Origin of the sequence: Thermosynechococcus sp., from assembly GCF_025999095.1 — a bacterium.
Lineage (GTDB): Bacteria > Cyanobacteriota > Cyanobacteriia > Thermosynechococcales > Thermosynechococcaceae > Thermosynechococcus.
On sequence record NZ_AP024678.1, the window covers coordinates 2,329,605 to 2,343,525 of the forward strand.

Annotated in this window: 9 protein-coding genes and 1 pseudogene; 5 read left to right on the forward strand and 5 right to left on the reverse strand. The window is 55.5% G+C overall.

Going from position 1 to position 13,921, the window contains the following annotated elements; translation table 11 throughout:
- Positions 1 to 42 precede the first annotated feature (42 nt).
- Complete coding sequence (gene gor / locus Q0W94_RS11415; RefSeq protein ID WP_297759283.1) at positions 43 to 1,428, forward strand: glutathione-disulfide reductase; 1,386 nt, start codon at positions 43 to 45, stop codon at positions 1,426 to 1,428.
- Here gor and ctpA read toward each other — a convergent pair.
- The 3 genes and pseudogenes from ctpA to Q0W94_RS11435 form a co-directional block, all read right to left on the reverse strand.
- Positions 1,415 to 2,653: a carboxyl-terminal processing protease CtpA gene (gene ctpA / locus Q0W94_RS11420; protein WP_297759286.1), complete on the reverse strand. Its 1,239-nt coding sequence runs from the start codon at positions 2,651 to 2,653 to the stop codon at positions 1,415 to 1,417. The genes gor and ctpA overlap by 14 nt on opposite strands.
- 66 nt (positions 2,654 to 2,719) lie before the next feature.
- Positions 2,720 to 3,584: pseudogene (gene truB, locus Q0W94_RS11430) on the reverse strand (tRNA pseudouridine(55) synthase TruB).
- Positions 3,584 to 5,035: a TolC family protein gene (locus Q0W94_RS11435; RefSeq protein WP_297759294.1), complete on the reverse strand. Its 1,452-nt coding sequence runs from the start codon at positions 5,033 to 5,035 to the stop codon at positions 3,584 to 3,586. The pseudogene truB and the gene Q0W94_RS11435 overlap by 1 nt, the downstream one beginning before the upstream one ends.
- 147 nt (positions 5,036 to 5,182) lie before the next feature.
- On the opposite strand from Q0W94_RS11435, the gene Q0W94_RS11440 reads away from it, so the two are divergent.
- The 4 genes from Q0W94_RS11440 (at position 5,183) to cydB (ending at position 11,301) form a co-directional block, all read left to right on the forward strand.
- Complete coding sequence (locus Q0W94_RS11440) at positions 5,183 to 5,821, forward strand: class I SAM-dependent methyltransferase (RefSeq protein WP_297759298.1); 639 nt, start codon at positions 5,183 to 5,185, stop codon at positions 5,819 to 5,821.
- A 36-nt stretch (positions 5,822 to 5,857) separates the two neighbouring features.
- Positions 5,858 to 8,728 carry an aminomethyl-transferring glycine dehydrogenase gene (gene gcvP / locus Q0W94_RS11445; RefSeq protein ID WP_297759301.1) on the forward strand — a complete coding sequence of 957 codons (2,871 nt, stop codon included), beginning with the start codon at positions 5,858 to 5,860 and terminating at the stop codon, positions 8,726 to 8,728.
- A 101-nt stretch (positions 8,729 to 8,829) separates the two neighbouring features.
- Positions 8,830 to 10,275: a cytochrome ubiquinol oxidase subunit I gene (locus Q0W94_RS11450; protein WP_315863132.1), complete on the forward strand. Its 1,446-nt coding sequence runs from the start codon at positions 8,830 to 8,832 to the stop codon at positions 10,273 to 10,275.
- Between the two features lie 12 nt (positions 10,276 to 10,287).
- Positions 10,288 to 11,301, forward strand: coding sequence for a cytochrome d ubiquinol oxidase subunit II (gene cydB, locus Q0W94_RS11455; RefSeq protein WP_297759307.1), 1,014 nt, complete (start codon positions 10,288 to 10,290; stop codon positions 11,299 to 11,301).
- A 505-nt stretch (positions 11,302 to 11,806) separates the two neighbouring features.
- On the opposite strand, the gene leuB is transcribed toward cydB, so the two are convergent.
- Positions 11,807 to 12,892 (reverse strand): 3-isopropylmalate dehydrogenase, encoded by a 1,086-nt coding sequence (gene leuB / locus Q0W94_RS11460; protein WP_297759309.1) that lies wholly within the window; start codon positions 12,890 to 12,892, stop codon positions 11,807 to 11,809.
- A gap of 57 nt (positions 12,893 to 12,949) precedes the next feature.
- On the reverse strand, positions 12,950 to 13,879 hold the full coding sequence (locus Q0W94_RS11465) for a pentapeptide repeat-containing protein (RefSeq protein WP_297759312.1): 930 nt from the start codon (positions 13,877 to 13,879) through the stop codon (positions 12,950 to 12,952).
- Positions 13,880 to 13,921: the final 42 nt, after the last annotated feature.

Here is a 13,921-nt window from a genome sequence, read left to right on the forward strand (position 1 = left end):
CTAGAGTGAGGCTAAATCTTGAGCCGTGCTTGAGGGGTGAGGATGAGCTACGACTATGACCTGCTGGTGATTGGTGCCGGCTCCGGTGGCTTGGCAGCCTCAAAGCGAGCAGCTTCCTACGGTGCTAGGGTGGCCATCGCCGAAGGGGATAAAGTTGGCGGCACCTGTGTGATTCGGGGTTGTGTCCCCAAAAAGCTTATGGTCTATGGCTCCAAGTTTAGCCGCCTCTTTGAAGACGCTGTCGGCTATGGCTGGCGCCCCGTTAAGGCAAAACTCAATTGGGAACACCTGATTCGTGCGGTGGATCAGGAGGTGAATCGACTCAGTCAACTGCACATTAGCTATTTGGAAAAAGCAGGTGTTGAACTGTTGCCCTTTTTTGCCCGCTTTGCTGACGCCCACACCCTAGAACTGGTGGATCGCCAAGGACAGGTCCAGCGGCGGGTGACAGCAGCAAAAATCCTGATTGCCGTCGGCGGCGAAGCCATTAAACCCAATGTGCCGGGAATTGAACACAGCATTACCTCGCGGGAGATGTTTTTGTTGCCCAAGCAGCCAAAGCGCATCGCCATCCTTGGGGGCGGCTACATCGCTGTTGAGTTTGCCGGCATCCTGCGGGGACTAGGGACAGAGGTCATTCACTTTCTGCGGGGCGATCGCCCCCTGCGGAGTTTTGATCAAGACATTCAAGATGGCGTCTATGAAGGGATGATCCGCCACGGCATTGATGTGCGTCGCCGGTGCCACATTACTGGCTTGCAGCTCACTAAGAAGGGTAATATCCGCGTTTGCTATGAACAGCAGGGGCAAACCTGTGAAACCAAAGTTGATACGGTGCTGTGTGCCGTGGGGCGCGCTCCCAATTTGCAGGGGCTAGGCCTCGATCAGGCGGGGGTTCACCTAAGAACCAATAGCCAAGGAATTGTGGCCATTGGGGTGGATGAATACTACCGCACCAATCAAGAGCATATTTTTGCTGTGGGCGACTGCACCAACCGCGTCAACCTCACCCCGGTAGCCATTGCTGAAGGACGCGCCTTTGCCGATACCCAATTTGGCAATCTCCCCCGCACCTTGAGCTATGAGAATATTCCCTCGGCGGTGTTTTCCCAGCCGGAGGCAGCTTCTGTGGGGCTTTCGGAGGCGCAGGCCAAGGCGAAATTGGGGGAAGAGAATGTGAAAATCTACCGCGCGGCCTTTCGGCCCATGTACCACAGCCTCACGGGGCGCGCTGAACAGGTGATCGTCAAATTGGTGGTGGACAAAAATACGGAGTGGGTGCTGGGGGCCCACATGGTCGGAGAGAATGCCGCTGAGATTATTCAAGGGATCGCGATCGCCCTCAAAATGGGCGCCACCAAGAAAGACTTTGATGCCACCATTGGCATTCACCCCTCCACTGCTGAGGAGTTTGTTACCCTGCGCTAGTGGCCACTTGCATCGGACTGTGGAGCAGCTCTAGGGCCGCCAGATATTGGGGATCTGCTGCGGTACCCATGGCCATCAGACTCTCGGGAGCATCGAGCACCCGCCGATCTGGCTCAATCCCTACTTTGTTGATGTTGTGGTGATTGGGGGTTTCGTAGTGGGCAATCGTCACAGCGAGGCCAGAGCCATCACTCAGGCTAAAGAGGGACTGAATCGAGCCCTTGCCATAGGTGCGATCGCCCACCAATCGAGCGCGCCCATGATCCTGGAGGGCACCGGCCAAAATCTCACTGGCACTGGCTGTGCCACTATTTACAAGGACAACTAGCGGATCATGGGTGAGAGCGCCCCCACTGGCATTGAGGCTGTCAATAATCCCTTGGCGATCGACGGTATAGACAATTACCCCTGAGTCCAGCCACAACTGGGCAATTTCTACTCCCGCCTGCAACAGTCCCCCCGGATTATTGCGCAGATCAAGAATGTACGCCTCAGCCCCCTGCTGCTCTAGCATTTGAATGGCTTTGCGCATTTCTGTGGGGGCCATAGCACTGAACTGGCTGAGGCGAATATAGCCAACGGTGTGCCCCTGCACTTGGCGAACCTCAGCCGTGACCGGATTAATCTCAATGTGTCCGCGGTGCAGGATCAATTCCTGAGGGGCTTCATTGCCCCGCTGCAGCAATAGGTGAACCACAGAACCCGCCGTCCCCCGCATCCTTTCGGCGGCCTCATCAAGGCTCAGTTTGGCGGTGGGCACACCGTCAATGGCAAGAATGCGATCGCGGGGTTGAATACCGGCTTGGGCAGCGGGAGAGCCATCAATGGGAGCAATCACTTCAAGGACACCGGTTTCAGGGTCAGTGCTAATTTGCAAGCCAACGCCGATGAGTTCACCCGCAGTGGTCGTTTGTAGGCTGCGAAACTGTTCAGGCCGCAGGAATCGGGTGAAGGGATCCTCAAGGGTGGCCAGCATTCCTTGAATGGCAGTGTAGGTCGCCTCGCGATCGCCCAGGGAACGCTTTAGGACTTTTTCGCGCACTAGCCACCAGTTTTGACCATTAAAGGTGGGATCAACATAGGCTTGGTTAACAATACGCCAGGCCTCATTAAAGAGTTTTTGTTCTTCCGTCAGGGCGATCGCCGAGTGACTGGGGAAAATGCCCCAGACCCCCACAAGGACAACCCAACAACAAATGAGACGTTGCAGCCAACGAACCCCCATTCCTTCACCTGCTGATTGCTTCTTTCTCTTAAGCTAGCACTAGAAAAAATCTCTAGGCAGGCACGGCTACCCCTTGAGCACTACCTTGGGATGCAGGCGATCGCCCCCACTGATGCCAACGCCGACACAGACAGTGGCAAAGGTGACGCCCACAACACTCTCCGCCGGCGGCAGCCCCTCACAAATCACGGCGCGGCCATGGTACCAGTCATTGAGTTGTGCTGCATTGAGTTCAAGCCACGGCAGATGCGAGAGAACCGCTTGGGGCGGGCACAGGGGTAAATGTTCTGGGGCAATGGCTTTCTAGGCAATGGCTCTCCTCGATCCGCAGGCCGCTGCTTTCAATCCGTTGCAGGGCTGCCAGGGTGCCACCCACCCCCAGTGCAGCCCCCAAATCGCGGGCAAGGGCACGGATATAGGTGCCACTGCCACAGGTAATATGTAGGGTCAATTCTGGGTAGCGACCCGCTTGCCAATCCAACACCTCGATGCTGTAGACCTCAACAATCCGCGGCGGAACGCTCACTACCTCACCCGCACGGGCCCGGGCATAGAGCCGCTGGCCAGCCACTTGAATCGCACTGTAGGCCGGGGGCAATTGCTCAATTTCACCCATAAATTGAGGGAGCTGTTCTTGGATGGCGGCGAGCGTTAGGTGACCGGCCGCCTGTTCGCGGCAAATGTCCCCCGTTATATCATCGGTGGTGGTGGTAATCCCAAAGCGCACCGTGCCAATGTAGGCCTTGCGATCGCTGAGATAGGGCAGAAGTCGCGTTGCAGCCCCAAGGGCGATCGGCAGTACCCCTGTGGCCATCGGATCCAATGTGCCCCCATGGCCAATTCGTTTAAGCCGCAGCCGCCGCCGCAGTTCATTAATACAGTCGTGGGAGGTGCAGCCAGCAGGTTTATTCAAATTCAAAAAACCAACCATCAAGGGGTTGCAGTTGTTGCAGAACTCAAGGGTAACCCACTGACAAAGCGTTGCAGGGCAGCGATCGCCCGGTTGTAGTCAAGGGTTGAACTCAACAGGTTGCTCTGGGCTTGGATCAGAGCGGTTTCAGCATTGCTCACCTCCGCTTGGGTGCCAATCCCTGCTTGGAAGCGTAGACGAGCCAGGCGCAGTCCCTCCGTGGCTTGGCGCACCGCCGCTTCATTGGTGCGGATATTTTCCTGACTGGATTTGAGGGTGTAGTAGGCCTGCTCCACTTGGAAGCGAATTAAGTTGCGAAAGGCGGCATACTGGGCCTCAGCGATCGCAGCAGCGCTTTCCTGCTGGGCGGCACTGGCCCGGGAGACTCCACCATCAAAGAGGGTGAGGTTCAGTTGGCCACCCACAGTATATCCCCAACGGGGGCCAACCCCATCGGTGAGGCTATCAAGGGTGTTAAAACTCCCCCCAGCCACCAACTGCGGGCCTAAGTTTCCCAGGGCAACCCGTCGTTGCTGTAGTGCCGCATTCCGTTGCGTCAGTTGCTGTTCCAATTCGACGCGCTTCCGAAAGGCCAAGGCAATGCTCTCCTCAAGGGAAAGCTGCCATTTCCCAACCACCCGAATTGGGTCAGCGGCGCGCACATTGGCCTTGTCATTGAGACTGAGCACCTGGGCCAGTTGGCGTTGGGCAGTTTGCAGTTGGCTTTGGGCTTGCACCAATTGCTGCTGGTTATTGGCCAGTTGCACCTGTGCGGTAAGGACGTCAAATTGTGTGCCTAAGCCAGCGCGCTCGCGGGCGATCGCATCCCGCAGGCTAATTTGCGAGTTTTGCACTGCTGCTTCACCAATGCGCACCAGCGCTTCCGCCTGTTGGATGTTGTAGTAGGCATTGGTAACATCCTGACGCAGTTGTTCCAATTGCCGCTGGAGATCGAGTTCGGCATTGCGGACCTGTTCCTGTGCCGCTTTGATACTGCCATCCCGCTGGCCAGCGGTGAACAGGTTGTAGCCCAGGGCCACGGTGCTAGTCCACGTGTTGCTGGTGGAATTCAGCCGCAGCGGCGGCGGCAGTTGGGCATTTTGCAGCCGAATCGCCGCTGAATCCGTGCGACTAATCCCCAATTGCAGGGAAATACTAGGATAGAGAGCAGCCTTCGCTTGGCGCAGCACTGCCCGACTCTGTTGGAGTTGCGCCTCAAGGATCTGCAGTTGGCGATTGTTCCGCCGAGCGAGTTCAATCGCTTCGTTGAGGGTAATGGGGCGATCCAAATCAATTTTCACTTGATCGGGACGGCTGGGGAGATAGAGGGGATCGGGATTGGGATTGAGGGGCAAGAGATCTGTCGCCCCAGGATTGGGTTGGGCGATCGCGCCCGCCGCCATCGCGATCCAAACACTGGCCAGACTTCCCAGGAGCAGACTGCTTTGTTGGCAGATGAATTGTTGACCCATGCTCACTCCCAACACCGTGACAATTAGGAATTCTCGCTACCACATAAGACTATAACAGTCCTTTTCAAAGGAATCCTTTCCCAAAAGGCGGTACACTGGCACTGAATTGGTTCACACTCCAGGTAACTCAAGGCTTGATCAAGCACGGTGGCAACCATCTTACGCACTTGGAGCTATCAATATCCTTGGCTGTACGACACCATTAGCGCCCTTGCCGCCATAGCAGTTGGGGGGAGCGATCGCCTGCATCGTTTGGCTTGGCAAGATTTGAGTTTACCCCGCACTGCTGTGGTTTTAGATCTCTGCTGTGGCCACGGCATTGTGACTCAAGCCTTAACTGAGGCCTTTGATCAGGTTACAGGGTTGGATGCCTCACCGCAGGCGATCGCCCGTGCCCGAGAGCGCGTACCCCAAGCCACCTATGTACAGGCCTTTGCTGAGAAGATGCCCTTTGCCGATGCCACCTTTGATCTGGTACACACCAGCATGGCCCTCCACGAAATGACCGCAGCCCAACTAAATGCTATCTTGGCGGAAACGTGGCGGATTCTCAAGCCCGGTGGCTGGTTTGCCCTCATTGATTTTCACCGCCCCCAAGTGCCCCTCCTTTGGCCGGGGATGGCTCTCTTTTTTTGGCTCTTTGAAACGGAAACCGCTTGGCAACTGCTGCAAACGGACTTAGCTGCGCAGCTACGGCTACAGGGCTTTACGGTGGAGGGGCAGACTTACCACCTAGGACGCAGTTTACAGGTTCTCCATGGCCGCAAACCCAGCACGAACGATTAAGATATATGAACGACTTGCAACACGAGTGCGATAGCGATGGTAAGTTCACCGCCCCAACTGGAGATTAACTTAGAGACCGATGCCGAATTTGTAGCGCGGCACATTGGCATTACGCCCAGCGATCTACCGCAAATGTTGACCCTGTTGGGGTATGGCAGCCTCAAGGAACTCATCAATGCCGTCATTCCGCCAGAGATTCGCTTGCAACGCCCTCTTGCCCTTGGTGAGGGTCTGAGTGAAACGGCAGCCCTGCAAAAATTACGCACCCTTGCCCAGCAAAACCAAGTTTGGCGCAGCTACATCGGCATGGGCTACTACAACTGCATTACGCCCGCCGTGATTCAGCGCAACATTCTTGAAAACCCCGGCTGGTACACCCAGTACACCCCCTACCAAGCGGAAATTGCCCAAGGACGCCTGGAAGCCCTCCTTAACTTTCAAACCCTTGTGAGCGATCTGACGGCCCTACCCATTGCCAATGCCTCCCTCCTCGATGAGGCCACGGCTGCCGCTGAAGCTATGACCCTGAGCTTCAATGCCTGCCGTCAAAAGGGCGCCAACCGCTTCTTGGTGGCCCAGGATTGCCATCCCCAAACCCTTGCCGTTCTGCATACCCGTGCCCTACCCCTTGGCATCCAGATTGTGCCCATTGACCCGATCGCCAGTGAATTGCCCTGGGAGAATGCCTTTGGCCTCCTCTTGCAATATCCTGCCAGCGATGGCGCGGTGCGATCGCCCCAAGCCCTGATTGCCGCTGCCCATGAACGGGGACTGCTGGTGACCGTGGCCACGGATTTACTGGCCTTGACCCTGTTGCGGCCGCCGGGGGAATGGGGGGCAGATATTGCCGTGGGTAGTTCGCAGCGCTTTGGGGTGCCCTTGGGCTATGGGGGTCCCCATGCTGCCTTCTTCGCCACCCGTGAAGAATTTAAGCGGCAGTTGCCAGGGCGCCTAGTGGGGGTTTCCCACGATGCCCTGGGTCAAAAGGCCTTGCGCCTTGCTTTGCAAACCCGCGAGCAGCACATCCGTCGCGAAAAGGCTACCAGCAACATTTGCACCGCCCAAGTTTTGCTGGCGGTTGTTGCCAGTATGTATGCCGTCTATCACGGCGCCGATGGGCTGCGGCAAATCGCTAAGCGCATCCATCAACAGGGAGTGAGATTGGCCGCAGGCTTAGAAGCAGCGGGCTATCAACTCTACTATTGGGAATTTTTTGACACCCTGCGCATCGGCTTGGGCAACCTGCCAGTGCAGGTGCTCAAGGAGCGGGCAGCAGCGGCACAAATTAACCTGCGCTACTTTGACGATGGCAGTGTGGGCATCAGCCTCGATGAGACCACCACCGAAAAAGATGTGGCGGATTTACTGGCCCTCTTTGGCGCCAGTCCGGCTGAAGTTGAAGGGGGCGATCGCCTGCCGTCAACCCTGAAACGTCAATCCCCTTATCTGCAGCATCCGGTCTTTCAGGACTACCACAGCGAACACGCACTGCTGCGCTACATTCATCGCCTTCAGGCCAAGGATCTCTCCCTCACGACCTCAATGATTCCCCTTGGTTCCTGCACGATGAAGCTGAATGCGACGGCTGAAATGCTGCCCATCAGCTGGCCAGAATTTAATCAGCTCCATCCCTTTGCTCCCCAAGAACAGGCTCAGGGATATCAGCAGCTCTTTCGGGAACTGGCGGCAATGCTGGCGGAAATTACAGGCTTTGATGCCATTTCCCTGCAACCCAATGCTGGCTCCCAAGGGGAGTATGCGGGACTGTTGGTGATTCGTCAGTACCACCACAGTCGCGGCGAAAGTCAGCGCAATGTCTGTCTCATTCCCACCTCTGCCCATGGCACCAACCCCGCCAGTGCCGTGATGGCTGGCATGCAAGTCGTGGCCGTAAATTGCGATCACCAAGGCAACATTGATGTGGCGGATCTGGCGACCAAGGCTGAGACCTATGGCGATCGCCTAGCGGCCTTGATGATCACCTATCCCTCTACCCATGGCGTCTTTGAAACGGGAATTCGCCAAATCTGCGACATCATCCATCGCTACGGTGGGCAGGTGTATATGGATGGTGCCAATATGAATGCCCAAGTAGGGCTGTGTCGTCCAGGGGACGTTGGTGCCGATGTCTGCCATTTGAATCTCCACAAAACCTTCTGCATTCCCCACGGTGGTGGTGGGCCCGGCGTCGGCCCAATCGGGGTGAAAGCCCACTTAGCGCCCTTCTTGCCGACAACCCAGGTGATTCCCCAAGGATCAGAAATTGGCCCAGTGACCGCCGCCCCTTGGGGCAGTGCCAGTATTTTGCCGATTTCCTGGATGTATATCACCCTGATGGGGGGGGTGGGGCTAACGCGCGCCACGGCGATCGCTATCCTCAATGCCAACTACATCGCCAAACGCCTGGAACCCTACTATCCCATTCTCTACAAAGGTGCCCACGGCCTGGTGGCCCACGAGTGCATTCTTGATCTGCGGCCCCTGAAAAAATCAGCGGGGATTGAGGTGGAGGATATTGCCAAGCGGTTGATGGACTACGGCTTCCATGCTCCCACTGTCTCTTGGCCGGTCCCCGGCACGTTAATGATTGAACCCACAGAGAGTGAAACCAAGGCGGAATTGGATCGCTTCTGTGAGGCGATGATTGCCATTCGGGCAGAAATTGCTGAAATTGAGGCCGGGGTGAGCGATCGCCAGCAAAACCCCCTGAAAAACGCCCCCCATCCAGCACTGATGCTGGCCACAGACCCATGGCCCTACCCCTATTCGCGGCAGGTGGCCGCCTACCCTGCCCCTTGGCTGCGGGAGTACAAATTCTGGCCAGCGGTAGCCCGTATTGACAATGCCTATGGCGATCGCCACCTAGTGTGTAGTTGCTCAGTGCCCATCAGGGCACCCCAATCTTAAGCAAAGCTGAAATTTTGGCGGCGGTTGCCGATTCGCCTTGTCGAAGCCCAAAAGGGATTGCTAAAAGTAAGGCAGGTCAACCCCTAGGTGGTCTTATGACACTGGATAGTCTCGATACCGTTGTTCTCTCCCGTTGGCAGTTTGCCCTCACGGCCATTTTCCATATGCTCTGGCCGGTCTTGACGACGGGTATGAGTATTTATCTCGTCATCATCGAGGGGCTGTGGCTGAAAACCAAGAACCTGACCTACTATCACCATGCTCGTTTCTGGTCGAAGCTCTATGTCCTTAACTTTGGGATTGGCGTGGCTTCAGGGCTACCCATGGCCTTTCAATTTGGCCTCAACTGGGCACCCTTTTCTGAGGCCGTTGGGGATTTCTTTGGTACTGTTTTGGGATTTGAGGCCACCATGGCCTTTATGCTGGAGGCGGCCTTCCTCGGCATTATGATCTTCGGCTGGCAACGGGTCCCCCCGCTGATGCACTGGATTTCGACCCTCTGTGTTGCCTTTGGGTCCAACCTCTCTACCTTCTGGATTCTCTCGGCCAACTCATGGCTGCAGACCCCTGCCGGGGGCGTGTTTGTCGAGGGTAAATTCCGTGTTCAGGACTACTTCCAAGCGATCGCCAACCCCTTCATGGTCAAGAGCTTTGCCCACATGTTCTTTGCCACCCTTGAAACATCACTTTTTGTGATTGGTGGCATTAGTGCTTGGTATTTGCTGCAAAACCGCTTGCCCAATTTCTTTACCAAATCCCTGAAGGTGGTGTTGGTCATGGCCTTGGTGATTGCCCCGCTACAGGTGTTTGTCGGCCACCTGAGTGCTGAGCAGGTCTATCACTACCAACCCGCCAAATTAGCCGCCATGGAAGCCCTCTGGGAAACAGTACCAGCGGCTACCCCCGCAGACTGGAGCTTGATTGCCCTACCCAACGAGGCGGCAGAAACCAATACCTTTGAGGTCAAAATTCCCGGCCTGCTGAGCTACCTATTGGCGCTAAAGCCTCAGTTAGAGACACCCATCCTTGGCTTGAAGGAGTGGGCACCCAGCGATCGCCCCCATCTGGTTGGCCTGATTTACTATTCCTTTCGACTGATGGTGGCCATTGGTCTGTACCTCGCTGCCCTGGCAATTGTCACGATTTTTGTTTGGTGGCGCACGGGTCTTGAGGGCGATCGCCTGCGCAATTACAAGTGGCTCTGGTGGGGCTGGATTTTTGCGGGGCCCTTGGGGTACCTTGCGGTCGAAGCGGGCTGGATTGTGCGCTGTGTCGGGCGTCAACCGTGGATTGTCTATGGTCAGTTGCGAACAGCTGAAGCCGCCTCCGATCTACCCCCCCAAGTGGTGCTCTTTTCCCTCAGCGGCTTAGTTGCCCTCTACACCATTTTCTTCTTTGCGGCTCTTTTCTTTGGCAGTCGCATCATCCAAAAAGGCCCCAACGTTGCTTTACCAGTACCCGGCCAAGCCAATGCGGAAGCACTGGAAATCCGCATCAAATTGGCCCAACACCAACCCGATCGCCGTCCCCTAGAAACTCAACAGTAGCAAGAGGACACAATGGAACCCAATCCCCTTGCCCCCTTAGAGCACTTTTTGCCTCAGGTGTGGTTTTTTATCCTTGGTCTTTTTCTATTTCTCTACATTCTACTGGATGGGTTTGACCTTGGCATTGGCATTCTCTCCCTCACCAGTAGCGATGAACGCCGCCGCAATATCCTCATGACCAGCCTGGGCAATGTTTGGGATGCCAATGAGACGTGGCTAGTGCTGATGGGTGGATCCCTATTTGGGGCCTTCCCTTTGGCCTATGCCACCATCCTCAATGCCCTTTACCTGCCGGCAGTGATTATGGTCGTGGGGCTGATTTTACGAGCAGTCTCCTTTGAGTTTCGTGAAAATGCCAATAATAAACGGGTGTGGAACCTTACCTTTGGCATTGGCAGTTTCCTGGCGGCCTTGGGGCAGGGCTTTGCAGTGGGCACCGTCTTTGAGGGCATCAAGGTGGATGCGGCGGGTCACTTTGCCGGCAGCATGTGGGATTGGTTGACATGGCACTCTGTGTTGGTGGCACTGACGCTGATTCAGGGCTATGTGCTGATTGGGTCAACCTATCTGATTTACAAAACCACGGGCGAGTTGCAGCAAACCCACTATCGCACCGCCACAATTGCAGCCTGGACAACGTTTATCGGTGCTGTGTTGATTACCATTAGTGCCCCCATTTTCCATGAGCACTTACGTGCCCAACTGTTTCAGCCTCCCCTGTTCTACATTTTTGCTGCAATTCCAGTTCTGGGTGTCTTGCTGATTTTTCTACTGCTGCGTAGCTTACGAAAGCGTGAAGAAGTCATGCCCTTGGTGTGGACGTTTCTGCTGTTTCTCCTCTCATTTATTGGTTTGGGGTTTGTTATTTTTCCCAACATTATTCCTCCCAATGTCACCATTTACGAAGCTTCAGCATCTCCTAGTGCCCAAGTCTTTATGTTGATTTTTGTGGCCTTCTTAATTCCGATTATGCTGGCCTACAATCTCTACAATTATTTGGTGTTCCGTGGCAAAGTGGTGGCCTAGGTCTTGTCAGGCAATGGAGATTAAAACCGCCGATGCTGTTTTCTCGGTCTTTGAATGCGTTCGGGTTTGTGAGCTGGCTGAGGGAGTATCGTTTGCCGGCGTTAGGGAAACCTTCGCTGTTGATGATGAAATGTACCGATTCATCTGAAGGGGGTGATTCAGGCAGCGGTGAAAGCAGCAGGTCACGAGGTGTTACTCTCCCGATTTAACTTGATTGAGCAGGACTTTAGTGGGCTGCAGTGAGGGCGGATCTATGCAGGGGCAAAGGGTTCAATTGATGAGGTGATTCGCAAATTAGGGTGCTGGATAACGTCTCATTCTTTATTGGAATAGCTATCAATGGAATAATCACAAAACACGGAAATAGCCTAGAAAGGGCTCAACCAGTCTCTCCAGTTTTGACAATTTCACATTCAGGTCACCGAGAGCTAAACGCTCCCTTTGGCGAAATGTTGTGTAGTCCAATGGCTAGTTTCAAACCAGCTCAAAGCTAGGTTAGACTAGCTTATTGGGTCAACTCCTTGATTAGGAGGTTGCCCATTTCGCGACAGCCCACAAGCGTGCAGCCCTCAGACATTAAATCGCCAGTGCGGTAGCCTTGATCTAAAACGGCGGTAATCGCCTCTTCGATCGCCTGCGCTGCCGCTGGTTGGTGCAGACTATAGCGCAGCATCATTGCCGCACTGAGCACCATGGCGAGGGGGTTGGCTTTGTCTTGGCCGGCAATGTCGGGGGCCGAGCCATGAACGGGTTCAAACAGACCCGGCCCCGATTCCCCTAGGCTGGCGGAGGGAAGCATGCCAATACTGCCGGTGAGCATGGCGGCAATATCGGAGAGAATATCGCCAAAGAGGTTACTGGTCACCATCGTGTCAAACTGTTTTGGGGCGCGCACCAGTTGCATTGCGGCATTATCCACATAAAGGTGCGTTAGTTCCACATCCGGGTACTCAGCACTGAGGGCCGTCAGGCGATCGCGCCACAGTTGGGAGACTTCAAGGACATTGGCCTTGTCCACAGAGCAGAGTTTGCCCCGCCGTTTGCGAGCGGTTTCAAATGCAACACGGCCAATGCGATCAATTTCCGGGGCGCTGTAGGCCATCGTATTCACCCCTCGCTGCTCCCCAGTTTCGGTGGTGAAAATACCGCGCGGTTGACCAAAGTAAATGCCACCCGTCAGTTCGCGCACAACCATGAGATCCACACCGGCAATCACTTCCGGCTTGAGGGAGGAGGCATGGAGCAGTTGGGGAAACATTTTGGCGGGGCGGAGGTTGGCAAATAAACCTAGGCCAGAGCGCAGGGCAAGTAATCCTGTTTCCGGGCGCAGATGACGGGGTAGGCTATCCCACTGGGTTCCGCCAATGGCAGCTAAAAGCACGGCATCACTTTGACGACAGATTTCCAGCGTTGCTGCTGGCAAGGGTTCCCCCATAGCATCAATGGCGCAGCCCCCCACAAGGGCAGGCACAAAGTCAAAGTTCAGTTCAAAGCGAGGGGCGATCGCCCGCAACACATCAAGGGCAACAGCCATAATTTCTGGACCGATGCCATCCCCGGCCAAAACAGCAATGCGATACGTGGTTGCCATGCCTGTCTCAAAATCACCGATCTTCTAATCTACACCAGCAGCAGTCTTCCCTTGATGCTATTCGCAGAGATAGCCATCCGGTAAAATCGCCTCACTCATATCTACCGCCCTCAGATCAACACCATTGAGGCTGGCACCGGTGAGAATGGCTTCAATGAGATTGGCTCCCCGCAGATCAGCCCCGCTGAGATTCGCACCCATTAGGTTGGCGCCAATGAGAATGGCAGAACTCAGATCTGCTCCCCGCAGCAGCGCTTGAGCAAGGCTCACCCCCCGCAAATCAGCTCCAACAAGATTGGCTTTGTCCAGACAGGCATGGCGTAAATTGGCTTCTTTGAAGGCCACTTCGCGGAGGTTGGCTTCCTCAAGGCGGGCACGACGCAGATTCGCTCCGATCAAAATCGCCCGCTCTAGATTGGCCTGCTGCAAATTGGCGGCACTGAGATTGGCACCCCGTAAATTGGCCTGCAGGAGTTGACTTTCCCGCAAGACCGCATCCGTGAGATCGGCACCCCGCAGGTAGGCTTCAGTCAAGTTGGCACGGGTGAGGTTGGCACGCTCAAGTTCAGCAAGGGTCAAATCCGTGAGCGTCAAGTTGGCATCCCGCAAAATTGCTTCACTCAGTTGAGCACCGGTGAGATTGGCCTCACTGAGATCGGCATTGGCAAGGTTGGCACGGCTCAGATCCGCCCCTGTCAGGTTGGCCTTGCGCAGAGACACCCAGCGTAGATCGGCACTGATTAAAATCACACCCCGCAGATCCGCCCCCCGCAAGTCCGCTTGACTGAGATTCACGCCAGTCAGAATTGCCCCCCGCAAATCGGCCCCTTGCAGATTCGTACTCTGGAGGGCAGCATCGGTGAGGTCGGCACGGGAAAAATCAACGCCCGTTAGAATACAGCGGCTCAGGTTACCACGGCGCAAGCGTATCCCCGCAAAGTCGCGATCGCCAACGCTATAGCGTTTCAGTAAAACATCAGGTTCCACAGTAGTTGGGTCACGTCCTTAGGTAGCAGCTCTAGGTCTAGT